The sequence below is a fragment of the Prosthecochloris marina genome (genome assembly GCF_003182595.1).
GTDB classification, from domain to species: Bacteria; Bacteroidota; Chlorobiia; order Chlorobiales; family Chlorobiaceae; genus Prosthecochloris; species Prosthecochloris marina.
Window position 1 is genome coordinate 252,350 of the sequence record NZ_PDNZ01000002.1, and the last position, 25,037, is coordinate 277,386.

The window sequence follows — 25,037 nt, forward strand, 5'->3', positions numbered from 1 at the left end:
ACAAAAATTGATCTCTCGATTATTTTTCAAATTTCTTTTTAATCGCTGGAAGACTCAAAAACCTCGACCAACCTTTTACGCGCATTTTGACTTAATCTGACAATTCCGATACGTCGAGCAAACTCTACTGGATCACCATCCATTGAAAGCAAAGAATTGATAGCCTGTATTTCCTCTTTACAGATATACTCGACTTTTCTCATCTCATCATTGCGATTTTCGTATCGGGCTGGCAGAGAGTCTTCACCACTGATTCCCTTTCGCCAAAAAAAAAGACCAATACGCTCCTTGGTTTGATTACTCCGCGGACGTGCTAAATTGATTACAATGTCACGAATTTGCTTTCCGGCACGATGAAATCCATGGTGACGAGCAATTCGCCGAATCAAAACATGTTCATGGATTGGGCTCTCAATGTCGATTATATAATTGATCATTTTCATCAAACGCGGCTTGTACTCATCAGAATAGAATATTTCCGGCTCTGGCCTGTATATTTCTTCATCAAGAGTAGCAACCTTATAAATACATTTGGCATCTTCATCGAGTCTGTCGGGTGATTTATCAGTAACCGATTGCAAATCTTGATTAAGCATTGCTGTTTCTGATGTATGTCTGCGCTCTACCATGCCGCTTTGTGGAGGAATAAAATCAGAATGATTCACCTCTTTCATTGCTTCTTCCTCAGTGATAGCTCTCCTGTTATCCTCCGAATAATTTTCTTTTAGAGAATCATTGTCGCCATTTTTATCGGAACGGTTTTCTGTCTGAGACACCACTTTCTCTTTCTTCTTTTGCCTATCAGCCTCCAAGAGATTTTTCAATTCATCGTGAAGATCGTTTAGAGCTTTTGCGTGATAAGTCCACCAGTCAGTTGACCAAATACGCAATAGTTTCCAGCCAAGTCCCTCTAGAACTGACTGGCGAATTTTGTCGCGTTCCTTCGCGAAAGCTGAACTGTGATACATGGCGCCGTCACACTCGATACCTGCAAGATACCTGCCCGGCTCATCTGGATGCACAATTCCCAAATCGATTCGGTAAGCAGAAACCCCAACTTGAGGGTGAACTTTCCACCCTTTATCACGTAATGCACGAGCGACAGCAAGTTCAAAAGGCGAATCGAAATCCCGAATAGAGCCATAAACAGCGGCTCCCAGCACCGAGGGACCTCGTTCAGCATATTCAAGAAAATGCTTAAGATCAGTAACAGCCCTTGCCTGAGTACGTGATAAATCGATACGATCAGGGGAGAGCGTTGAAAAAACAACCATTTCCGATCGAGCTCTTGTCATGGCCACATTCAAACGCCTTTCACCACCATCCCGATTCAGTGGACCAAAATTCATCGTGATATAACCACTCTGATCGGGACCATAGGTGACACTGAACAGGATAACATCACGTTCATCCCCCTGCACTGTCTCCAAGTTCTTCACGAACACAGGCTCTAAAACACTTTGGCTAGAAAAAGCCCACTCGATATGAGGGTTTTTGGAACGAGCTGCGTCAAGCATATTCTCGATGAGAGACTGCTGCTCAGAGTTGAATGTCACCACGCCGATAGACTGCTTCCTCAGGTTCTCATCACTATGAGTAAGCCGCATCAAAATTTCTGAAACGATTGCCCTTGCTTCACCTTCATTGTGACGTCCTTTGCCCCGAGCATAATATCCCTCAGGTCGTCTAAGACTAACCGCCAGATCGGGATGAACTGGAGCTGGAAAAGTAATCAGCTCATTGTCATAGTAGCGACTGTTAGAAAAAGCTATAAGACTTTCTCGACGTGAACGGTAATGAAGATTCAGTAATTTTTCCGGAATGCTTGCGCCCAACATTTCGTCAAGAATGCTTTCCAGATCACTTTCAGTTTCGATATCCCCATAAGAATCATCATCCGTCCTAGCAAAAAAATTCGTTGGTGGCATCTGTTTTGGATCACCAGCGACTATAACTTGGCGTCCCCGAGCCAAAGCTCCAACTGCATCCCAAACCGTAATCTGTGAGGCCTCATCGAATATCACGACATCAAAATGCTCTTGACCAGCTGGCAGATACTGTGCAACAGAAAGTGGTGACATCATGAGGCAGGGCGCAAGCGTAGTCAGAACATCAGGAATCTCGTCGAGCAGTTGCCGGACTGGCTTATGTCGAATTGTTTTCTTGATTTCGCGGCGCAAATTACCCCAAGATGAATTTCGTCTCACCTCATCCGAATCCGGTAACTTACCAGACAATTTTGCAAGAATGTAATCGGCAGTGAGTCGCTGAAACTGTTGGTCAAGTGTGCGAAATTTTTCAATCGTCGCTGTATGTTCTGGTGTTGAAAAAGTCCGCAAAATCTCATCTTCACCAATTACTGCGCTTGACCACCAGGCACAATATGCAGCTTCAAAAGTCTTTTCGATTTCGTCGACAGGAACCCGACCATTTTCAATCGCCTCAACCAAAGGTGCAAGCTCCAAATCCAAAGCAGCGGTTCTGCTTCGACGCCATGCACACCAGTCACGCAACTCAGTATGGCGAAGTGTGATCGTCTCGGCAGTTTCTCTAATGGCCTCCAAAGCCTTATCAGTCTTTGAGAAATGATCACGAATCGCTTTTCCAGCAATAGCCTCAAAATCATCACAGGCATCCTGTAATGCGCTATTCATCTTCAAAAACTCATGCACTGCGAGGCCTACAGTAGCATCAGGAGCGAGAAGATCGTTTCCATCATTAAGCAATATTCGAATCTTACCACGAAGTTCGGCAAGCGTTGAAGCATCATCAACCAAACGACTGACTGCAATCCGAATTGTTTGACCAAGATTTTGCAAATCAGATAATGCATCAAAATTGGTATCATACCCCTGCCAATCCTTGAAACCCGAAAGCATCTTTTCCAGACGATCTATGGCTTCACCTTCTTCCCGCAACCGCTTCAGCATCACTGCATCACGCTCAGGATCGGGATCACCTTGGGCACCACCTGCTTTCATTTCTTTGATCAGCCTTTTGCGCTCTATTATACGCTTTGGCCAAATAGCAGCATTCGCAGCTTTCCAACGTCGTGCAATCTCGTTACCATCGAGATTGCGCCATGCTAAAGGATCATAAGAACAACTCAGCTTTGTCTGAGCATCAGCATAAGCTTTAAGGCGACTGACAGCTTCTTCAAGAGCCTCGATACGATTAACAGCATCAGTTTCAAGCGCATAGGCGGCTTGCTTTCGATAAGACTCTGATAAAATTTTTGCAAAGCTTGCAATGGCATCAAGACGGGCCATAGTTCGATCAGGAACCGTGATCCCGAGAACTTCGAGAAGTGCGTTACATGCAAGCTCTGCAGCATCGGCTGCAACAGAAAGTCGGCCAGATTGTTCTACCACCTGACTTTCCCACTGTGGCGACCAATCTCCTTTCGTTATCAACTGCAATGTATTTTTTGACACATCGCCAATCTCAGCCAGGTGAACACACAATTTCTCCACAGCTTCATGCATAGACTGTAATTCTTCCTCGTCATGCTGATCCGCTGAAGGCCAAGAAAAGTTTACTCTTGAAGCAAATTCACCATCACGTACCTTTACCCCCATTGCATAAAACGCAGTCATACCGTTTCGACGGCGAATATGAAGCCTATCTACGACAAAATTCAACTGGTCTCGCAAAGCTCGAAGCCGTTCAGCTTCATTCTCCCATTTTCCGACATCTTTGCTTTGGCAGCTAACCCATGCATTATCAAGCTGTTTAAGAACATCGGTCTTACTGGACTTATTAGAATGCAGTTCCAGACAGAACCGCTCAAGCCCTATATCCTTGAGTCGACGATAAACGACTTCCAAAGCCGCTGTCTTTTCCGAAACAAAAAGAACGGTTTTACCCTTGCCCAGCATATGAGCAATCATGTTGCTAATAGTCTGACTTTTGCCTGTACCCGGTGGACCGATGATGATAAAGTCTTTACCACGTTCCGCACTGGCGATTGCGGCCATTTGTGAAGAATCCACTGGTAAAGGAGCAAGAATATCGGAAGGTTTAAAATCTTGGTCTAAGCGGGCAGCATCAACAAAAGATACATCACTCGGATAATTTTCACGCGGAGTATCTATAAGATGTCTGACCACTGGGTTTTTGCGTAATTCATCAGTACGATCAACAAGATCTTTCCACATGAGATACTTGGCAAAAGAAAAATGCCCCAAGACAACATCTTCGATGACCTCGAAACCAGGGACACACTTAACTTCACGGCGCATCCTGTCCCAAATTCCATTTACATCAACACCACTCTCATCTAAAGGCAAGGCTCCATCCAACCCACGGATATCGATATCGAAATCTCTTCTTAGCATTTCCAGCAAAGTGGTATTGAAACGAGGTTCGTCATCATGAGCCAGCATTTTTATACCGCTTCGAACAGACTTTCTCTCCAGCGTTACCGGCAAAAGAATCAACGGTGCCCGGAATCGCCGATCATCCTTTTCCTTATGCTTCCATAGTAAAAAACCAAGGGCCAGATAAAGCGTATTGGCCCCCCCTTCCTGCAAAGCTGTTTGAGCTTTTCGGTAAATTTCAACTGCCCTTACCGATAGCTCCGCCTCAGGCAAATCGACCAAAACCTGATTTTTCTCGAGTACACTTCGAGCATATTCCTCGGTAATCACCTCTCCTGTACGTTGACGATGAATTTCTTCATCCTGGGCCAGAGTTGTAGGCCGCGGCACTGTTTGAATCGAAATTCTGGCTCCCTCGGCCAATTTGTCTTCAAGAAACCCTGGCTCCGGACAAATAATGCGAAGGCTTGTTTTTGAAGACCTGTGATTCAACAAGGCATTGCGAGCCGTTAAATCAAGCAATTTTCGTTGCCAACGATCAAGACGCCCTGAAGGGGTATCAGGTTTTTCTTCATTGATGTTGTCGTCGAAATCAGGTAGTACTGGAGCATCCTCCATTGCGAGTTCGACGCTCCCAGCGTTTTCTGATTCAGTTTCATCCGAAGGCTTTCCGGTTTTTAACCCAAGAGGAGTAAATCGATGAGCGCGGGCTTTGCGAATATCGATTGCCGCATTGAACGAACCGTCTCTCTCAGGAAAAAACATATCGTTAGCAGCCGCTACGGATTTAGAAAATGGCGGGGATGGATGCGAAGTCACAAAAGTAGTCTCGATCAGCAGCAACTCTTTGAGCTGAACACGCTTTCGTAAAGTCTCAGCCTCGTCAATGACAATCGTCGAAAGTTCTTCTGGTTGCAACCAGACCCCAGCGACCGCATGCTCGTTAGGCAAAGCAATAATTGGATTCAAGCCCGCCTGTTCCAATGCTGAAGCAAAAAGCATTGAGGTATCCAAACAGGTAGCCACACGATTTTCAAGGATCTGTCCTGGCAAACGGATCTTCTGACCATTCTGTTCAAAACTCGATGGGGGAAGGGAATAACTAATCCCAAGATTGCAGACTGCCGTATAAATTGCTGATGCAATCTCCCAAACACGCTGACGACTGCCTGACTTGTATCCGTCAATGCCGTCTGGCTTGCCAACTTTTCGCAATACAAGACTGGCATCTCGTAACACACGATCAACTGCAGGATCATTAGGTATCGAGAAAGCTGCAAGAAGCTCAGGCATGTATCCTGCCCCTCCCCATTCATTGTACGCCAGTAACTCAACCGTTTTACTCTCTTCCTTTAATAGTGTCGAACTGTCCTTTTCAACGGTAATCGTTACGCTACCACGTATGGAATCCGAAAGGTGCAGAAGAAAATTTCCATCAAGTTCGATATCCCGATCTTTTATATGAACAATCCCTGAAGGAGCAAGCTGTTCAAGCCGCCATGATTTTGGCTTAAGGAAAGAAGGATTTGACGATAACGTTACAACAACATTATCCAGAGCCAGTTCCGGGTCATTGTTCTCTATCCGTAAGTCCCTTAGAAAAGCAAATGCACTCTGATGACACGCAAAATTTAGCTTTGGCGCCATCTCACTATAGATGGTAACCGATATAGGCGCCTTTAATGTCATGGCTTGTCTAATCTTTTTGGTTATGCTGCCTTGCGAGATATCTCCTACCTAAAACAATTCAATCTGTAACCGTTTTACATCTCAACCTGTAATAATTTCTTAACGCTTAATGAAATTAATATTATCACCAGAGACGTAAAATTCAAGAAATGTCATTATTAATCATTTTCAGACCGCTTCAGCCATTCTGTCTATAAAATTCTTAACCTTTTTTGAGTCAAGCTTATGATCCCAAAACTCACGGAAATCCACTATTTAATGCTCCGCAATGGCCAAAGATATTTTCCACTTTAAGGGAAATCAACGATTTAGAGCAACATATTTGGCAGTTGAAGTTGGAGTCATAATCCCATGCTCACTAAAACGTTATTTTAGGATAACGCCTGAAACTAAAATAAGGGCGATTCTTATTGTAAGTTTGCAAATCAACGTCACCCGAGTGACAGGGCAGGAAGAAATCTGGCACCAACTACCCCTTTTTACCGGCGACAACAGGCTTTGCTCCGTCTTTTTGCATGTACTCGAACACATGCCGCCAAACCACACGGTTTCTTTCAACCAAAGCGGCAATTACCGATGGTTTGTACTTGAGAGATTCCAAACCGAAAATAGCGGAAAGAACCACAATACAGATGCTGCAAAGCACATTGACGGCACTATATCCAATCCACGTGACCGTTATTGACCAAATCGCTACGGCAAGCATGAGAGCGATATGGAGGTAATATATCGGCGGATAATGCAGCATCGCGTCAGGTACCGCATCTTTATCGATCTCCGTTTCAATGTCCACATTCTTTTCCGCTCCCGCTGAGTCAAGCGTCAACCATTTGCGATAATATCGAAGGCATGACTCCCAGCCAACCCATGCACCATCGGTCCTACCCTCCAGCTCCAACTGTATATATGCGATAATCCTGGCTGCACTCCTGAGACGATTCACGGTGAACCAGAAATTGAAAAGGAGCAAGCTCGCCAAAACAAGCGCCATTGTCCCCATATATTCCACATCAAGCGTCGTAAGCACTCCAACCCCTAATGCCACGATTACCAGTGGTCTCTCAAAAACATACCGTTTTGCCTGGAGCAATTCTTCACGAAGAGTCACGTACTCATGAGATTGATCTATCATAGTTTTTCTTTATTTTTCCGCATGAAGTGAGCCGATGTCATGCTTGTACCTTGTATACTTACCGCACTTTAAATAGCGTTTTCTCCTTGAATAAAACGCTTTCTCCAAGTTTTCGAAAACCTTCAACAAACCCGGCTTTTACTCATACCCCAACCGCCCCAGCCATTCTGTCCAGAAAATTCTCAACCTTTTTTGAATCGAGTTTTTCGTTGCGCAATTCGCGGAAATCCATCATTTGCAGGTCAGCAATAGCAAAAGACGCTTTGTTCAACTGCCTGTTGATCTCCGCTTCCTCGCCGTCCTCCTTGAACGTGTTTTTAAAAGCCTTGCGTGAACCCCCTATCTCCTCCCTCCACTTCACGCCCCAGTTCAGGGAATCCGTATCGAAGAAAACCTCGCATTTCTTCCCGACCGTCTGCGACAGAACGTTTTCAAACTCCTTCCGTAGTTTCGAGATTTTGCGTTTCGGCTTCATATCGTCAAGCCGGGCATAGCTCCAGAATATCTTCATAGGTGACAATCAGAAAAAGTGGTTTTGATCTGCAACTAAAGCAGAACAGATTAATCGGCAATTGCCCGTTTAAGCTCACGTTTTCTCTCCTCTCCGATAGCGTCCCAATGTTTATCACATAAAGCGCCCTCGAATGAATAGAGGTAGTAGCATAACGGCAAGGTTTCATCAGGATGGTTTCCCCTGATCATTTTATGTGCCTCGACCGGCCCGGCCGCCCTCAGCGCTTCTTCGGTATGTATACCTGCCTCACTGAGACGTTCAGCTATTTTCTTCCCGATATTTTTCAACTCGGTCAGTGATCTGTTGCGTACCATATTTTTTCGAAGTGGATGATGAAGATTCCCGCGCTGATCAACCTTACTTCAGGGAGTGACATCTCTTTTCAACTTTTTCCCGCCTGTTATCGAAAAACCGTTTGCTTCGTAAAACCTGAGCGTCCGTTCGAATTCAGGCAGAGGCGGTGTCGTCACCTCTATCCTGTTCCAGCCCTTTTCACGGCCAAAGGCATTGACTGTCTGCAAGAGCATGTTTCCGACAGACTGCGACCGCCATTGGGGGCGGACATATAATTCGGGCAGAGTACCGTAAGCTCCCTCGGCATACAGCGCGTAACTCTCATAAAGCGACACAAAACCCACCGAACCGCCAGTGGCAGACTCCCTGGCAATAAAAATCCAATATTTCCCTCTGGCCACCAGTTCCCTTGACCGAGCTTCGGTTTCTTTTTGATCAAAGGTAAAGACCTTTTCATCTATCACAGCCATTATCTCATCCAATAACGCCCCGACCATCAGGGAAAGCTCGTGATAGTCTCCCTCCTGAACCGGCTTTATGGAAATATCTGCAATCATATCTATGAAGTTTCCTGATGAACTCCGAACATCCTCTTTCGTTCTGCAGTATAATGCCACCAAGGACGTGGGTCATCGCCATCCATGAACCTTGTTATGGAAATAAGTACGTCGAGCAGGCAGGGGTCCTGGCGCTTACCCTTAATCGAAGAGAGCATATGATACAATTCAAGCGGTGACCGTCCGACAAGATCGTCCGGCTTGTCGATTCTCAACAAACGAAGGCTGGACGCTATTGCGGGTCCGATGTTGGGAAGATCGGTGAGCTTTTCAAGCTTGTTTCTGCTAACGTTTGCTGGATTCATCTCACCTGTACCCCTCCGTTCACCATAAATGCTGAAATATGCTCTTCAAGCTCGTCAAGGCCTGAAACAGTGAGTGTCGGCTCACATCCCCAAGGATCGAAGATCGCTTCGGGAGAACGTTTGACCCAAGCCGCCCGCATACCTGCCGATAGTGCCCCGATCACATCGAACGGATTGCTTGAAATGAGCCATGCTCCATCTCCGCTCGCACCCGACTTCCTGAGAAAATGGCTGTACACCGCCGGGTTCGGCTTGAACGACCGCAGTTCTTCAACACTGACCACTCCGAGGAACTGTTCTCTGATGCCTGCTGCCGCAAGGAGCGTCTCGACAGCTTCCGCACTGCCGTTGGAAAAGGCGAACAGACGGAAGCCTGATGCTTTGAGCGCCTTCAGACTCTCCTCTGCATCACCGAAAGCCGGAAGCGTGCGGTAGCGTTCAAGCAGATCATCCTTCTGCCTTGCAGTAAGAGGCGCCTTGCAAAAAGCACAGGCGTAATCAAGCGCGTCGCGGGTACAAACCGCAAACGACTCATAGTTCTGCATCAACCCTCTGCGGAACGAGTATTCGAGCTGCTTTTCCCGCCAGATTCGGGAAAACTCCTCAGCTTTTTCACCGGCTGTTTCCCGAAGTTTCGATACAAGACCATGGGTATCGATCAATGTTCCATAAACGTCGAACGCGAGCGTAGGGTTCATCATGCTACCCTCTACTGTTCCAGATATTCGGACACGTGCGGATACTTTGCGTAGGCGGTTTTATGTTTTTTAAAACCAAGCTTTTTATAAAACGCCTCATTGCCAAAGGTCGAGGTGAGATAGATGAGAAGATGCTCGTTTCCTTTCAGCAAGGCTTCCATAATACCTTTCCCGACGCCCGCTCCCCGGCATGCTTCCAATACACCGACATCGTAGACGGTTCCATAGCATAATCCATCCGAAATCAATCGCCCGGCACCAACCAGTTTCCCCTCTTTCCATGCCGTCACGACCTTCCAGCTATTTTGAAAGGCATCTTTGATTACCCCGACATCTCTCTTTTTTCCAAATTGCGCAACAAGTCCGACTTCCTCATAGAGATCTCCCAAAGCCTCCCAGTCAATACCGTCGGTTCCTGTTTTGTATTGAACACTCATTTTTTTTAGTCAGTTTTAATCGCTCCGTACGCCGCAAAACACTCGTTTTTATACAACAGCTCTACACGCCTGAACCCTACGTGACGCAGAAGATCCAACTGATAGGGAACTGATCGTGGAGTATCCTCCTTCTCAATATTTGCAAAAACCTTGTCCTTATACTCTTCACCCCCGGCAGCATAAAGGTAGTAACCATAGCGTTCCCACATAAGCTTTTGAACCGGTTCGGTTTCGTGAGAAACAAGATCGGTAATCCAGACGCTGCCCCCCGGTGCAGTCAACTGGAAAATTTTTCTGAAAGCAGCCTCCCAGTCACCATCATCCCGTAAATGATGCAGAACAGCTGTAGCAAGAATCACATCGTAGCTTGATTCTTCCAAATCAACATGGCGGAAGTCGCTTTGGAAAGACCGTATCACACCTGAGTTGACCTTTCCAATCCGTTCACAAGCTTTGTCAAGCATTGGACGGGAGAGATCAACAAGATCACAATGAAAAGAACCGACATATTGCAGCAGCTTGAGCGTGCTGTTCCCCGCCCCGCAGCCAATATCCAGAACACGCTTGATATTTTTCGTAGATCTGAACGCAGAGAGCGAAATCAGTTCCATCAACAAAGGAGCATCAATTAACGATTTTTGCCCGGTGTCAAGATTCGAAAACCTTGCAACATCATTATCAAAATGATTCTTTATCTCCTCTACCGAGTATTTTTGTTCAAATGGCATGACCATAAATTTTCTTTCATGAGAACATTCACAAACAACTCCTCGACAGATATACTTCAATAATATCTTCACCCTAAGCGCAAGAAACAAGGAAATTCAACCCACAAGTAACCTTACACGCAAAAAGGCAACCCGAAAGCTGCCCTTGTCTAGTGATGATATGATAACGGACGAACACGTCTGAAAAAGTACTGAGTTTTCTCTTTTCAGTCATCCTCGGGCTTGACTCGTGAAATCCAAAACAACTATTTCACAGGTCTTACCCGGAGATCAATTGAGAATCCGGTTATTCATGGTGGAGTAAAGCTCTATTATGAGCTCTGTAACAGATTTGTTTTCGGGCTCTTGTGTCCTCTCAACAGCTCGACGACTCACTCATTTTTGACTTTTGCCCTTTGCCTTTCTTTACTGCCATCCTCCGACAATGTCGAAAATCTCCCTGTCGCCGATCGGTGCCGGAACGGAAGCCGAAGGCTCCTTGGAAAGAAGGAAATCCGCAATCTCGTTGTATGGTTTGACACATTCGTCTTTATCCGACCCGTCTTCCATCTGGAACATGGTCTTTCCGGCAAAACGGCTCTTGCGGATCAGTTCGTGATAGGGAACCCGTGCAAGAAGCTTGGTACCGACCTTGTCGGCAAACTGTTCAAGCATGTTGGTGCCACCGCCCTTCGCATAGTCCACACGATTTGCGACGATTCCGGCAAGCTGCACCTTGTAGCGTGTACTTTTCTGCTCGATGGCCATACAAAGGCGGTTAGCCGCAAAGATACTGTCGAAATCATTGGTTGCGATAATCACCGCATAATCGGCATAGGTCAATGGAGCACTGAACCCGCCGCAGACCACGTCGCCGAGAACATCGAACAGAATGACATCGTAACGGTCATAGACACCGAGTTCCTGAAGAAGCTTGACCGCTTCACCAACAACGTAGCCACCGCACCCGCTTCCGGCAGGAGGCCCGCCGGCTTCCAGCGCGTCAACACCGCCAAAACCGGTTTCTATGATATCCTCCTCGGTCAGCTCCTCGTGATGAAAATCAACTTCCTCGAGAGCCTCGATCACGGTTTTCTGCAGGGTACCCGTAAGAGGAAAGGTACTGTCATGCTTGGGGTCGCAGCCGATCTGTAGAACTTTAGCGCCTTTCAGTGCAAGCGCTGCTGAAATATTCGCGGTTGTTGTACTCTTCCCGATACCTCCCTTTCCATAAACAGCAAGGATTAAACTCATGGTGACAACGCAAAGATTAAATTATTAACGATACGATACTTGCTTACCCGCCCAAAGCTTCTTTGGCCCTTTTGAAAACCTCGGCGGTTATGTTTGTCTCACCGTTTTCACGGGCGAAATTCTCGGTATTCTTACGAACCTTCTTGCGAACGAAAAACGGTACTTTTTTGAGCATTTTTTCAGCATCTGCGCTCCATGGCATTCCGTCCGCACCGCCTTCTTCTCCGAACTGCGTACCCTCTTCACCGCTTTCTGCTGAAGATCCTGGCTGACCGTTCAATGTCGCTGCCGGTTCCTCTTCCTCGTATTCCAGACCGGCATCGCCGAAGAAATCAACAAGGTGTTTTTCAAGTCCGAGCTTACATGACGTATAGACCCGGTCGGCAAGTACATCAGCCCCCTCGAATCCAAGAACAGGATAGTACCCGATCAGGTGATTTTCTATATGCGTCGGTGTTGAAATAACCATGCACGGTACATCGAGCTTCCGGCAGCTGTGCCGTTCCATCTGCGTGCCACAAACCAGATCCGGCATTTCGTTCTCGATTTTTTTCGAGATTTCCTGGAACTTGTCCGTCACCATAAGCGGTTCCGGCAGATACCCTTCGAGCTGTTCACGAATCCATTCGGCATGCTCTTTAAGATAGGTACCCGCGCCGATGATCTGCATCCCAAGCTCATCCTTGAGAAACTTGACCATACCGACAGTGTGTGTAGCATCACCGAAAACAAACGCCCATTTACCGCTGAAACTTTCCATATCGGCAGTACGGGCAAACCACGGCACCCCGCTCGGTGCACTCAGCCCGTCAAGCGAAAAATCGGTCAAAGGCGGCATTGCAAGCGCCGGTAACCCTTTCTCTTCCGCAATAACGTTCAGTTTCTCAAGCAGCTCTCTAATCCAGTCGAGCGTTGGCTCTACTCCTAAAGGCGTCCCCTGAACCGAGGGCATTCCGAACTTCTCACGAAGGTAATGTGCTGCACCCCGTCCCATTTCGTGGTAAGGCACGATATTGAGCCATGCTGCAGGAAGATTTCGTAACTCTTCAAGACCCGCGCCCCATGGCGCCACGACGTTTACTTCAACACCGAGAGTTTTGAGAATCCGGCGCAGGCTGACAAGGTCCGAACGCAGGTGAAATCCAAGTGATGTAAACCCTAACAAGTTGACACTTGGTTTTTCGGTCACACTCTGTTCAAGCGAATACCGCTCCACAAGCTTGGTAAACAAACCTTCAGCCGACTCATGTTCCTGAACCCTGAAAGGATTGACGTCATGTACGATAATCTTGTCGGGATCGACTCCTGAATGCCGGGAGAGTTGAGTGAGATCCTCTTGAAGAAGAGCGGTACTGCAGCTTGGAGCGACAACAATGATTTCAGGATGGTAATGTTCTTCAACCTGCTCCAGGGTACTGGGCAGCCGTGACACACCACGGGCAAGATCCTGGCCTCTGACAACACTGATGGAAAGAGCGGGAAACTCCGGTGTTCTTTCCAGCATGGTATAGGTTGCGGTTATATAATCGTCTCCCTGAGGGGCATGATAGACCGTATGAACATTTTTCATACTGTTGGTAACACGGCTTATCCCGTGAAGCGCTGTTCCCTCATAGAGCCAGAAAGCTAAACGCATGCTTTGTAATCCTCTTTATGATTGCAATTCCATTATTTGCTCTTACCCGAACTTCGGTTCAGCCGAAACCATCGTGTTCAATGCCCGGCGCTCGGCATCACTCCCTTCAACCACACCGACTCATCAAACTCAGGAAGCTTGTTTCGGCGCTGAAGCGGAGAAACAAACAGGTTCGCGAGCGTGAAAACTCCGGACCAGCTGTGAATCGGCATCAACGTGAACTCCATGCTCCACTTGACGACAAATCCGTTCCCGACGAAAGGATTGGCAGTCATGAGAGAGGTAACGATCAGATCAGGATTATCCTGCTTGATGTCCTGCAGCTGACGATGAAAGTTGGGTTGCTCGACCACTTTGACGCCATCGAGCGCCTCGAGCTCGCGTGCATGAAACTTTTTATTGATATATGCGCTGCTGCACTCAACGACCTCTGCCCCGACGTTTTTCAGGAAACGGGCGAGCGGCAGTTCCATCATGGTATCCGCCGTGAAAAACACCCTTTTGCCTTTCAACAGGTCAACCTGGTCTGAAATCCGGTCCCATGCCGCCTGCTCCCTTTCATGCAAGTCTACTGTTATATCGAACATGGCCGCCAGATCTTCCCAGAAAACCCTCGTTCCCGTAGGCCCGAAAGGGAAAAGAGAGCGAAGCACTTTCGAACCCCGTTCACGGTTAAGCCTGGAAACAACTCTCGAAAGATAGGGCTGTATCGGAGCGAGCACGGTATCAGGCCCGATCGCAGGCAGCTGATCGAAGCGGTTTTCGGGCAGAAACCCTCCTACCTTGATGCCGAGTTCTTCAGCCTCGGAACGAAGATCATCAGCAATGGAATCATTGACCGATCCGACAAAAACAACACTTTTTTCTCCGGCAGGAGCCTCCGGACAAAAAGGCACCATTGCCTGAAGCACCGAATCCTCCGCCTGGGTAAAGTTGTAGACGAGTCCGCTCGCCGGCACAAAAAGCACCGGAACCTCAGAAGTGCTCAACGAATGCGCAAGCCCTTTGAAATCGACTTTCATGACTTCAGGCGTGCAGGAAGAAAGCAGAAAAATAACCGAAGGGTGATGGTCTCTCCTGATTTCAGCAATAACGTCTTCGAGTTTCGGGTCCTGCCGCGAGAGGTCACTCTCTTCCATCAGCGCTATACCGAAACGGGGTTTCGCGAAAATCATCATACCGAGAGCATTCTGGAGAAAGTGCGCACAGGTATGGGTGCCGAGAATCAGGAAAAAACTATCCTTGATTTTCTGGTACAGCCAGCCGACACTGGCAAGACCGCAAAAACTATGAGTAACGTTGTCTTCTTTAATTAAATGAGTTGTGCCCGGAACTGACGCCATGAGCTCCTTCCTCCTGAAATTTGCTGACGCCGCATCCTTCGGGTGACACCATGAATACAGCTTCAGATTCTGCAACCGTCAAGCTTTGAATATAAAGAATTGAAGATACGAATAATAGGTAGAAATGAAAACCTATGATCGCCCCTCTTAGCACAACCAAACAGGAGTGACCATTGCTGGTTGGGAGCCACTTCTAACGACATGTGACGGATTGCCGCAAAATCCGATCTTTCCACCATACTTCTCTGCCCCGTCTGCAACATGGGAGAGAGGCTGCGTAGCTATTATTATTTGTAGTTGTTCGAAAACCATGGCGAAATTGCGGAGGATGTTTGGAAAGTATAAGTTACTGAGAAACATAAGCATAACCCCGGAAGAGTCGTAAGAAAAACCTATTTTTCCTTCGCTGCAGGGTGATAATACAATTCAAGTAGCACGAAAAAAATATGCAGCTCATCTTTATATAGGTTTCTGCTACTACCCGGAGTACATATAATGAATACTGTCAGGGAGACATCAATGAAAAACATGATTCAAATTTCCTGCTTGGTACTTCTATCACTATTCTTGACAGGTTGTGGCGAAAGAAGCGCAGAGGTAGATAATCCAAGAGCCCACAACAATGCCGGACTGGAATTTCAATACCCGGGAAATTGGAAAGTAACAGAAGATGGCAAGAAAGGAGAACTCCGGCACCTTTTGATCGAGTCCCCGGGAATTGGTCTTTTGGTAACAATCTTTATGTTCCCGGCAGATGACGCTCGCGATATACAAGGGTTTGCAGAAATCTATGCTCGATCATTCAAAGAAGAGGTTCCTTTTGGGGATGTCACTGATTCGGTATTTGGCAGTATAAGACAATCGGGTGAATACGAAATTCTTTCAGAGCAATTCTCCATGGACATTTTGGGTGTAAAGACACCGCACACCAGAACCTACAGGCGCAAATCCGTTGCCGACCAGGTATGCTTTGTTGTAGACCAGGTAGCAGACGAGCATCACTCGAAAGTCGCCAAGGGGGTCGAGCTTGTCGTTTCATCGCTCACGTACGAAACTCCCTGAAAAAACAATCCTTCCATGAGATGGACCGTTCAAGAGGCTGTCTCGTTAGTCCTATAATTACTCTTTCTCTAGTCATCCTCGGGCTTGACCCGGGGATCCATCTTCCAATGAAAGTCAGTATGGATGCCGCATCGAGTGCGGCATGACTCTCTATCGGAAACGTTGACCGATAATCGTGAAGCAGTTCTTTTGAGACAACCTCATAGCTTTCTTCCGAGAGCAGAGAAGCCATACATCGCGTTTATGAGCGAGGGCTGGTGCCGGAACTGCCCATCCTCCGTTCAACCGAGGCGACTTTTTCGCCGATAGTAACCTCCCTGTCCCTGCGGTCGTCGATCTTGATAACCGTATAGACACGTTGTGTTCCTGCTGTAAACAAGTGTTCATGCAGCCGCTCCGCCACAGCAAAAAGCTCGGTGGCGGAACCCGAAACGGTAGTGCCCATATCATGAAGCCTGTAATCCAGGCCACTCTTTTGGAGAATATTCTGAAGCTCTGCGACACCGGCGCTGAGCCCTTTCGAACCCTTGTCAAGCGGAACAACCGTTATATCCATCAATGCCATGATCTCTCCTTGCCACTATAGCCGTTGAACCATCACCTGAAAACGGTTTCATCCCTGCCGGGACCAACCGAAATAAACGTTACCGGCACATCGAGTTCTTCTTCGAGAAACGAGATGAACGCCTTTGTCTCGGTATGCAGATCATCGAAAGATCTTGCTGCCGCATTCGATGCATTCCAGCCTTTCAAAGGCTTGTACACCGGTGTCACACGGCTGAGCGTCTGGTCATCCGTCGGAAAGTCCGTAATCTTTTTTCCATCGAGCGTGTAATAAGTACAAACACATATCTCGCTGAATGAATCGAGTACATCGAGTTTCGTCAAAGCTATTTCCGTCACACCGTTGACAATCAGCGAATAACGCAAAGCGACCAGATCGAGCCAGCCGCAACGGCGCTTTCTGCCAGTTGTCGCTCCGAACTCGTTACCGATTGTACCGAGTTTCTCACCGGTCTCGTCATTGAGCTCCGTCGGAAACGCCCCGTTACCGACACGGGTCATATACGCTTTGACAACCCCGATAACGTTACCGATGTAGTTCGGAGCTATCCCCGATCCTGTCGAAGCACCGCCTGCTGTCGGGTTGGATGACGTTACATACGGATACGTTCCATGATCGACATCCAGAAGGCATCCTTGCGCCCCTTCGAGCAGTACCGTCTTTCCCTTACGCAGCATCTTGTGTAAAAGCAGCTGCGTATTGGTGACATAGGGGTTGATAATCTCGTCGAACTCGGAGTACTGGCGAACCATGGTATCGATATCTATCTCCTCGGATCCATAAATATTCCTGATCAGCTTGTTCTTGGCTTCCAGATTGGAACGAAGTTTTTCTTCGAGAATTTCAGGATGAAGCAGATCGACCACCCGTATGCCTTTACGGGCAAACTTGTCTTCGTAACTCGGTCCTATACCACGCCCGGTTGTGCCGATTTTCTTCTTGTTCTGGGCACTCTCGTGTAATGAATCGAGCAGTTTGTGATACGGCATGATAAGATGAGCGTTGTGGCTGATGAACAAACGCCCCTTGACGTCATAACCAAGCTCTTCGACCTGTCGTATTTCATCGAGCAGGGCATTCGGATCGATAACAACTCCGTTTCCGATGACACAAGTACAGCCTTCATTGAATATCCCGGACGGGATGAGATGAAGTACGACCGTTTTGTTGTCGAAACAGATGGTGTGACCGGCATTTGCACCACCCTGGTAGCGAACAACCACATCGAACTTCGATGACAGAAAATCAACCAGTTTCCCTTTTCCCTCGTCGCCGAACTGAGTCCCGACAATGACCGTTGCTGAAGCCGATGGTTGCTGCATGTTTGTTTTTTCTTTCACGACAATTCTTTTTTAACCTGTATACATGGCAAGTTGTTCTAAAAGCTCATCTTTTCCCTGCCCGGAAAGGGCCGAGTAATTTACTATAAATTTGGATTTGAACGAGTAACTTTTCACGGCATGCCCGGCACGCGCCTTATCTTTTTGTTTCAGCTTGTCATATTTGGTCAACGCAATCCCAAAAGAGCGATCGTAATATTGAAGAAACTCCATCATATGACGGTCGGATTCCATGTCCGGATGGCGGGAATCGATAAGCATGACAACGAGTGCAATGCGGTCACGAGTACGCACATAATCACCGAGCAGCTTTCCCCACTCCTGTTTTTGGCCTTTTCCCACTTTAGCGTACCCATAGCCGGGAAGATCGACAAAATAGCAGGTATCGTTAATCACGAAATAATTTATAAGCTGGGTTTTTCCAGGTGTTGAACTTGTTTTTGCCAGCCCTTTTTTCCCTGTAAGCGAATTAAGCAGAGTCGATTTTCCGACATTCGATCTTCCGACAAAAACAATTTCCGGGAACTGCTCTTCGGGAAGCTGATCGAGGGCGGAAACACTTTTATAAAACTTTGCGTTTCGTATTTTCATGTCATAACAGTAACCCAAATCAAAGAAAGGTCCGGGAGCAGCGATTCGAAGTTGCAAAACCGGGTAAAAGCTAAACCGGAAAGCTAAACACCTTGTATCAAAAACCCAAATGTTTAACTTTTTCCTTAGATTTTCAGCCACTGCATAGAACCACGAATCATGTCCCTTTTTATATACAATTCACTCAGCCGGCAAAAAGAAGAGTTTACACCCCTGCATCCCGGAATCGCAACGCTTTACGTCTGCGGTCCTACGGTTTACGGGCATGCTCATCTTGGCCATGCAAAAAGTTATGTCTCGTTCGATGTCGTCGTCAAATGGCTCCGGCATCTTGGTTATACCGTCAAGTATATCCAGAATATCACCGATGTCGGGCACCTTACCGATGACGCCGACGAAGGAGAAGACAAAATCGCCAAACAGGCCCGTCTCGAAAAAACCGATCCCATGGAAATCGCCCAATATTATACGCGGAGTTACTATGAAGATATGGATCGATTAGGAGTTGACAGACCGAATATCGCACCTACGGCAACCGGACACATTCCCGAACAAATTGCATTGATAAAAAAGCTGATGGAAAACGGCCATGCCTACGAAGTAAACGGCAATGTGTATTTCTCAGTCTCCTCTTTTCCCGACTACGGCAGGCTTTCGGGCCGGACAGACCAGGAAGCCCAGCAATCCGGCGGCAGGGTGGCATCGAGAAGCGAAAAGCGTCACCCTGCGGATTTCGCTCTTTGGAAGAAAGCCGAAACCGGGCACCTCATGAAATGGGATTCCCCCTGGAGTACCGGCTATCCGGGCTGGCACGCCGAATGTTCCGCCATGGCAATGAAATACCTCGGTGATACAATCGACATACATGGCGGAGGCATGGAAAACAAGTTCCCCCACCACGAGTGTGAAATAGCGCAATCCGAAGCCGCTACGGGAAAGCCCTATGTACGCTACTGGATGCACAACAACATGGTAACGGTTAACGGCACCAAAATGGGAAAATCGCTGAAAAACTCGGTTAACCTGAAAGACCTTTTTCAAACCATCCCACCGATAGTCATACGGTTTTTTATTCTGCAGTCCCACTACCGATCTCCCCTTGATTTTTCAGAAACCGCTATCAAGGCTTCACAATCCGGCCTCGAAAAACTGCAGGAAACATGGCGGGCACTCGCAACCGCAGCCCCAGGCAGCGAAGAACTCGACACTGCGGGATATGAAGAGCGGTTTACCGATGCCATGAACGATGATTTCAATACACCGATCGCTATTTCCGTACTTTTCGACCTTGCTCGAGCCGTAAATACCGCCTTGAACAGTAAACAAGGGCTCTCGGAAAACTCGCTCGAAGAATGTAAAAAGATTTTCGAGTCCTGTGGCCACGACGTGCTTGGAATTATCGAGACCGGAAATACGGAAAGCTCACAAGGAAAAGCTGCAGGAAAAGAGATGGTCGATGACATCGTTTCCATTCTGCTTGACGTACGAAAACAGGCGAGGCAGAACAAGGATTTTGCACTGAGCGATCTTATTCGTGACAGGCTTGCAGATTCCGGAGTTGCAATCAAAGACACCAAGGAAGGCGCAGAATGGAGCATCTCCGAAAATAAGTAAGACACCCAATCTCCTTAGAAAGTCATGACGCCTTGTGTAATACTCTTTGTTCTATTACACAAGGTGATCCGGCATCCAATCATCCTATAAAGTCATGCCGGACTTGATCCGGCATCCATAGTGAAAAACAGGAAAATCGATGGATCCCGGGTAAGACCTGTGAAATAATTGTTTCGGATTCTACGGTTCAAACTCCAGGGTGGCAAGAAAAGAGGAACTTCCATTTTGAAGCAGCCTCGACCGATACAACTATCGAGCCCCGACCACTATCCTCGAAACATCCGGTATTCAGAGATAATCCTCGAGGCCTTCACGGCGGAGAATGTCCACAACCTTTTTCACATCCTGCGAATGTCCTTTGCGGCATATCAGGAGGGCATCTTCAGTATCGATAACGATAATATCTTCAAGCCCGACAATTGCAACCGCTTTCTTACCGCTTTTTTTCACAAAATTGTTTGCTGTGTCCACTTGAACCATATTGAAATCCGCTTCCTCAGAAGCACCGGCATCTTTTCCATCGATCTTGAGCACGTCATCCCAGCACCCGAGATCCGTCCACCCAAACTTCCCGGCAAGCATACAAACAGACTCGGCATTTTCCATAACACCATAAGCGATCGATACCGGATGTAACCAGCTGTAGACATCTTCTATAACCGCACGTTCTCTTTCCGTGCCAATCACGTCATAAATGCTTTGTAAATCCTTGTAAAGATCTGGCATTGAACGCTCGAACTCACGGCGAATAGCATCGATATGCCAGATAAGAACGCCGCTGTTCCAGTAAAAATCACCACTGTCGATGAACTCCTGTGCGGTTTTGATATCCGGCTTCTCCGCAAATGCCCTGACCGTAAACATCGGAACAGTACTCTCCTGCAAACTATCTTCCGCCGCCTGAAGTTTGTCGATCTGGATGTAGCCGTACTCAGGTTCAGGATGATCCGGTGTTACCCCTATGGTCACTATGCTTTTTCTGTCCTGAGCAACGGCAACCCCTGTATTGAGAATCTCCCCGAACAACCGCTTGTCAAGCACAAGAAGATCTGAAGGAACGGTAATCATTACCGCTTCAGGATCTTTTTTACTTATGTAGGCCGTCGCAAGAGCGATACAGGGAGCGGTATCTCTTGCGACAGGCTCAACGAGAATATTTTCGGAAGGAAACCATGGCAATGACCGACGCATCATCATCTCACCCTGAACATTCGTCACGACATAAATATTTTCAGGTAAAACCAACCCGCTTACACAGGTGATGGCAGACTCGATCATCGTTCCGCTCCCAAAAACATCGACAAACTGTTTCGGGATCTTTTTTCTCGAATAGGGCCAAAGCATCAAACCACCTGCTCCACCTGCCATGACCACTGCATAGAGATGCTCTACCGGAAACTGCATTATCGAAGGATTATAATTTCTTCAGGATGCAATAAAAAAAGGAGAAATTCAGAGTCACCCATCAGCATAACAATTTATACATTACAGTTAATTTATCATTTTATGGTTTCAAAACTGTTACATCTCCTTTTCAAGAAGTTTTGCAATGGAGTCAGTACGAGATAACAACACAGAACGAATACGGCAACAGTGTGCCGAGAAAGGACTCCTGCTACATGACGTGCAGCTCCGGCAGTTGGAGGAGTATGCCGACCTTCTCGAGTCAAAGAACAAAACGCTTAACCTCGTCAGCAGAAAAGAAAAAGCCCCGCTACTTATCCGGCATATCTTTCATTCCCTGCTTATCGGCTTGTACCATCGATTCAAACCCGGCGAAAAAGTGCTCGACATCGGGACAGGAGGAGGACTACCCGGCATACCTCTTGCCATAGCATTCCCTGAAACCTCTTTTCTGCTCATAGATGCAACAGGAAAAAAAATCAATGCATGCAGGGAAATGATACAGAGAATCGGCCTGAAAAATGTTCATGCCAAAAAAGAGAGAGCAGAAGAGTTGAAAGGAGTCGCTTTTCATACGGTGCTCAGCCGACAGGTTGCACCGCTTCGTAACCTGTGCCGTTACGCAGAGAAGCTTCTGCTTCCTGGAGGTTCACTCATATGCCTTAAAGGCGGATACCTTGAAAAAGAGATTGAAGAGGCACTGGACCGGGCCCAAAAAAACAACGGCTTCCCGGCAGATGTTTCTCTTTTACCGATAGACCATTTTGACGCCTGTTTTGAGAATAAATACATAGTCATTGCAAACAGCTAAAAACGGTAATACCATTGAAATAAAAAAGAAAAGCACCTTGAACAATTGAGTTTCGTTCAAGGTGCTTTTCTATTTAGATAGTATCACTACCGCCGATAGCAGAAAGCGAATGATGCGTGTCACCTATTCTTTTTCACTCGCTGCAGTTTCATTTTCAGCAGGTTCGACAGTTTCACTTTTTTCCGGTGCTGTTGCAGCTTTCTTCGAACCCCGAACGCGCCTGGAACGATCTTGTTTTGCCTGTTTAGGAGCGTCCATAGGAGCCTCTGTATAATCGACAAGCTCAAGCACAGCCATTTTTGCAGCATCACCATATCGAGGCGCAAGCTTTACAACTCTTGTATAGCCCCCGTTTCTATCCGCCACCTTTCCGACAATATCCTCGAACAATTCACGTATGGCGGCTTTATCACGTATTTTACGGAAAATGATACGCTGAGCATGGACGGTGCCGTCTTTTGCTTTTGTGATGATTTTTTCAACGTACCTGCTTGCCTCTTTAGCTTTAGCTTCGGTGGTCTCTATACGTTTATGCAGCAACAACTGTGTTGATAAATTAGCCAGTGTTGCCTTTCTATGGGTGGCTGTTCTCCCAAGTTTTCTTGCTGACTTTACTTTGCGCATAACGGCGTGGTTCTCTCAAGAATTCTTAAAAAATCTACTTACTTCTTTACCCTTTCATCTGATACTTGGTTATATCCATACCAAATTTCAGTTCAAACTTTTCCAACTGCTCTTTCAGCTCCATCAGGGATTTCTTTCCGAAGTTCTTGTATGTAAGAAGCTCGTCCTCTTTACGGGAAACCAGATCCCCGAGAGTTTCAATCTCAGCAAGCCTCAAACAGTTATGGGAACGAACAGAAAGATCAAGATCCTCTATTCTGGTTTGCAGCAGCTTGCGCATGCTTTCAAACTCATCATCCTGCTGCTTGTACTCTTCTTCCGTAAATTCTTCCTCAGTCGGCGAAAAGTTCGCAAAAAGCGAAACATGATCGTTAATGATCTTACCCGCAAGGCTGATTGAATCGTCAGGAGAAATGGAGCCGTCGGTTTCGACATCGAGAATCATTTTCTCGTAATCCGTCCGCTGCCCGACACGGGTATTTTCAACCGAAAACTTCACATTTTTGATAGGAGTGAAAATCGCATCGAGAGCGATAAACCCGATCGGCATACCTTCTCCGCGATTTTCTTCAGCCGGCACATATCCTCTGCCACGACCGATATAAACATCCATACTCAGTTTCGCACCCGCATTCACCGTAGCAATATGCAGATCCGAGTTCAGCACTTCGAATTCCCCTTCTTGAGCAACAATATCACCCGCAGTGACATCTGCCGGACCCTCTATGGTCAGCGTCGTTTTACAACTCCTTTTATTGGATGATTTGAAGCGAACTTTCTTAAGATTGAGAATAATCTCCGGAACATCTTCACGGACACCATCGACAGCCGAAAATTCATGAAAAACGCCATCGATCTTGACGCCGGTAATTGCGGTTCCAGGCAGAGACGCAAGGAGCACTCTACGCATTGCATTGCCGAGCGTAACACCATATCCTCTCTCCAGAGGCTGCGCTATAAACGTACCATACCTGTCATTATGCGTTCCTTCATCGACATCAATTTTCTCTGGCATCTGCATTTGGTATATCATGGTCTTTATACCTTAGAGTTTCATTAAAATCACTTGGAGTACAACTCAACAACAAGCTGTTCATTAAACGGCTCCTGTACTTCTTCCCGCTCAGGTACAGTCAGAAATACCGCTTTCTTATGCGCCTTGTCGACCTGGATCCATGATGGTATGCGTGATTCCGGAGCTTTGTTGAGCGAATCGGTAACGGCATCGAGGTTCTGGCTTTTCTGCCTGAACTCTATAGCATCACCGGGTTTCAACAGATATGATGGAATATTGACTTTCTTTCCGTTAATCAAAAGATGGCCATGGGTTACAAGCTGCCTGGCACCAGCCCTCGATGGTGAAAAACCTGCCCTGAACACAACATTATCAAAACGTCTCTCGAGCAATCTCACAAGGTTGTCACCGGTTACACCGCGCTGGGAAACAGCTTTTTTATAGTAATTACGGAACTGTTTTTCAAGCACGCCGTACAGATACTTCATCTTCTGTTTTTCACGTAGCTGCAATGCATATTCCGAGACCTTCCCCCTTCTCGACTGCCCGTGTTCACCTGGAGCATAAGGACGTTTCTCCAGATATTTTTCCGCCTTGGGCGACAGAGCAACCCCTAATCTTCTTGATACTTTAGTAATAGAACCTCTGAATCTTGCCATATCAAATTAACTCATTGAAATATTCTTGTTAGCTAAATGGTGATCAGACCCTTCTGCGTTTCGGAGGTCTACAGCCGTTATGCGGAAGAGGTGTAATATCCTTTATGGATCGCACTTCCAGGCCAGCACCTTGCAGAGCCCTGATTGCAGCATCCCTTCCCGAACCTGGGCCTTTAATGAGTACGTGCACATACCGCATACCTAAATCATAAGCCTCTTTTGCAGCGGCTTCAGATGTCACCTGCGAAGCATACGGGGTATTTTTCTTGGACCCCTTGAAACCGTTTTTACCGGCACTTGACCAGGAAACGGTATTTCCCTGCATGTCGGTTATGGTCACCAATACGTTGTTAAACGACGCCTTGATATGCACCGTGCCTTCAGAAGTAACTTTTACCTTCTTTTTTTTCCTGCTTGTTGTAGCCATGTATCTTTACAATCTTTGGTATCTGTGTTAGCTCTTTCAA

General features: G+C 47.0%; 23 protein-coding genes. 3 read left to right on the forward strand and 20 right to left on the reverse strand.

Annotation, left to right across the window (positions count from 1 at the left end):
• Positions 1-38: 38 nt before the first annotated feature.
• From CR164_RS03260 to bchN, 12 genes are all read right to left on the reverse strand, one after another.
• The gene (locus CR164_RS03260) at positions 39-6,008 is read right to left on the reverse strand and encodes a DUF3320 domain-containing protein (RefSeq protein ID WP_110022493.1); all 5,970 of its coding nucleotides are present in this window, start codon (positions 6,006-6,008) and stop codon (positions 39-41) included.
• Positions 6,009-6,477: 469 nt separating this feature from the next.
• Complete coding sequence (locus tag CR164_RS03265) at positions 6,478-7,140, reverse strand: hypothetical protein (protein ID WP_110022494.1); 663 nt, start codon at positions 7,138-7,140, stop codon at positions 6,478-6,480.
• A 142-nt stretch (positions 7,141-7,282) separates the two neighbouring features.
• Positions 7,283-7,651, reverse strand: a complete 369-nt coding sequence (locus CR164_RS03270) for a hypothetical protein (protein ID WP_110022495.1) — start codon at positions 7,649-7,651, stop codon at positions 7,283-7,285.
• A 50-nt stretch (positions 7,652-7,701) separates the two neighbouring features.
• On the reverse strand, positions 7,702-7,968 hold the full coding sequence (locus CR164_RS03275) for a TfoX/Sxy family protein (protein ID WP_110022496.1): 267 nt from the start codon (positions 7,966-7,968) through the stop codon (positions 7,702-7,704).
• Positions 7,969-8,016: 48 nt separating this feature from the next.
• Positions 8,017-8,505 (reverse strand): GNAT family N-acetyltransferase, encoded by a 489-nt coding sequence (locus tag CR164_RS03280; RefSeq protein WP_167392931.1) that lies wholly within the window; start codon positions 8,503-8,505, stop codon positions 8,017-8,019.
• Between the two features lie 2 nt (positions 8,506-8,507).
• A complete protein-coding gene (locus CR164_RS03285) occupies positions 8,508-8,810 on the reverse strand; it encodes a helix-hairpin-helix domain-containing protein (protein ID WP_110022497.1) in 303 nt (100 codons plus the stop codon).
• Positions 8,807-9,508: a haloacid dehalogenase type II gene (locus tag CR164_RS03290; protein WP_110022685.1), complete on the reverse strand. Its 702-nt coding sequence runs from the start codon at positions 9,506-9,508 to the stop codon at positions 8,807-8,809. Before CR164_RS03290 ends, CR164_RS03285 begins: the two co-directional genes overlap by 4 nt.
• 11 nt (positions 9,509-9,519) lie before the next feature.
• Positions 9,520-9,945 carry a GNAT family N-acetyltransferase gene (locus tag CR164_RS03295; RefSeq protein ID WP_110022498.1) on the reverse strand — a complete coding sequence of 142 codons (426 nt, stop codon included), beginning with the start codon at positions 9,943-9,945 and terminating at the stop codon, positions 9,520-9,522.
• A gap of 5 nt (positions 9,946-9,950) precedes the next feature.
• Positions 9,951-10,679: a class I SAM-dependent methyltransferase gene (locus CR164_RS03300; RefSeq protein ID WP_110022499.1), complete on the reverse strand. Its 729-nt coding sequence runs from the start codon at positions 10,677-10,679 to the stop codon at positions 9,951-9,953.
• A gap of 399 nt (positions 10,680-11,078) precedes the next feature.
• Positions 11,079-11,906: a ferredoxin:protochlorophyllide reductase (ATP-dependent) iron-sulfur ATP-binding protein gene (bchL, locus tag CR164_RS03305; protein WP_110022500.1), complete on the reverse strand. Its 828-nt coding sequence runs from the start codon at positions 11,904-11,906 to the stop codon at positions 11,079-11,081.
• A 43-nt stretch (positions 11,907-11,949) separates the two neighbouring features.
• On the reverse strand, positions 11,950-13,542 hold the full coding sequence (locus CR164_RS03310; protein ID WP_110022501.1) for a ferredoxin:protochlorophyllide reductase (ATP-dependent) subunit B: 1,593 nt from the start codon (positions 13,540-13,542) through the stop codon (positions 11,950-11,952).
• Between the two features lie 77 nt (positions 13,543-13,619).
• The gene (gene bchN / locus CR164_RS03315) at positions 13,620-14,885 is read right to left on the reverse strand and encodes a ferredoxin:protochlorophyllide reductase (ATP-dependent) subunit N (protein ID WP_110022686.1); all 1,266 of its coding nucleotides are present in this window, start codon (positions 14,883-14,885) and stop codon (positions 13,620-13,622) included.
• A 519-nt stretch (positions 14,886-15,404) separates the two neighbouring features.
• On the opposite strand from bchN, the gene CR164_RS03325 reads away from it, so the two are divergent.
• Complete coding sequence (locus CR164_RS03325; protein ID WP_146204130.1) at positions 15,405-15,947, forward strand: hypothetical protein; 543 nt, start codon at positions 15,405-15,407, stop codon at positions 15,945-15,947.
• Positions 15,948-16,188: 241 nt separating this feature from the next.
• Here CR164_RS03325 and CR164_RS03330 read toward each other — a convergent pair whose 3' ends face one another.
• From CR164_RS03330 to yihA, 3 genes are read right to left on the reverse strand one after another with little or no spacing between them, the layout of a single operon-like run.
• Positions 16,189-16,512: an MTH1187 family thiamine-binding protein gene (locus tag CR164_RS03330; protein ID WP_110022504.1), complete on the reverse strand. Its 324-nt coding sequence runs from the start codon at positions 16,510-16,512 to the stop codon at positions 16,189-16,191.
• A gap of 32 nt (positions 16,513-16,544) precedes the next feature.
• On the reverse strand, positions 16,545-17,834 hold the full coding sequence (locus CR164_RS03335) for an adenylosuccinate synthase (protein WP_110022687.1): 1,290 nt from the start codon (positions 17,832-17,834) through the stop codon (positions 16,545-16,547).
• 30 nt (positions 17,835-17,864) lie between these two features.
• Positions 17,865-18,443, reverse strand: a complete 579-nt coding sequence (gene yihA, locus CR164_RS03340; RefSeq protein WP_110022688.1) for a ribosome biogenesis GTP-binding protein YihA/YsxC — start codon at positions 18,441-18,443, stop codon at positions 17,865-17,867.
• Between the two features lie 159 nt (positions 18,444-18,602).
• Here yihA and cysS point away from each other — a divergent pair, with 159 nt between their 5' ends.
• Positions 18,603-20,057: a cysteine--tRNA ligase gene (gene cysS, locus CR164_RS03345; protein WP_110022505.1), complete on the forward strand. Its 1,455-nt coding sequence runs from the start codon at positions 18,603-18,605 to the stop codon at positions 20,055-20,057.
• A gap of 288 nt (positions 20,058-20,345) precedes the next feature.
• Here the strand turns inward: cysS and CR164_RS03350 are convergent, their stop codons facing one another.
• Positions 20,346-21,461, reverse strand: a complete 1,116-nt coding sequence (locus tag CR164_RS03350) for a mannose-1-phosphate guanylyltransferase (RefSeq protein ID WP_110022506.1) — start codon at positions 21,459-21,461, stop codon at positions 20,346-20,348.
• A gap of 145 nt (positions 21,462-21,606) precedes the next feature.
• Here CR164_RS03350 and rsmG point away from each other — a divergent pair, with 145 nt between their 5' ends.
• Positions 21,607-22,272, forward strand: coding sequence for a 16S rRNA (guanine(527)-N(7))-methyltransferase RsmG (rsmG, locus tag CR164_RS03355; RefSeq protein WP_110022507.1), 666 nt, complete (start codon positions 21,607-21,609; stop codon positions 22,270-22,272).
• 123 nt (positions 22,273-22,395) lie between these two features.
• Here rsmG and rplQ read toward each other — a convergent pair whose 3' ends face one another.
• The 4 genes from rplQ to rpsK are packed head-to-tail and all read right to left on the reverse strand — an operon-like array spanning position 22,396 to position 24,997.
• On the reverse strand, positions 22,396-22,896 hold the full coding sequence (rplQ, locus tag CR164_RS03360; RefSeq protein ID WP_110022508.1) for a 50S ribosomal protein L17: 501 nt from the start codon (positions 22,894-22,896) through the stop codon (positions 22,396-22,398).
• 46 nt (positions 22,897-22,942) lie between these two features.
• The gene (locus tag CR164_RS03365) at positions 22,943-23,929 is read right to left on the reverse strand and encodes a DNA-directed RNA polymerase subunit alpha (protein ID WP_110022509.1); all 987 of its coding nucleotides are present in this window, start codon (positions 23,927-23,929) and stop codon (positions 22,943-22,945) included.
• A gap of 29 nt (positions 23,930-23,958) precedes the next feature.
• Positions 23,959-24,570, reverse strand: a complete 612-nt coding sequence (gene rpsD / locus CR164_RS03370) for a 30S ribosomal protein S4 (RefSeq protein ID WP_110022510.1) — start codon at positions 24,568-24,570, stop codon at positions 23,959-23,961.
• Positions 24,571-24,613: 43 nt separating this feature from the next.
• Positions 24,614-24,997, reverse strand: a complete 384-nt coding sequence (rpsK, locus tag CR164_RS03375; protein WP_110022511.1) for a 30S ribosomal protein S11 — start codon at positions 24,995-24,997, stop codon at positions 24,614-24,616.
• Between the last annotated feature and the right edge of the window lie 40 nt (positions 24,998-25,037).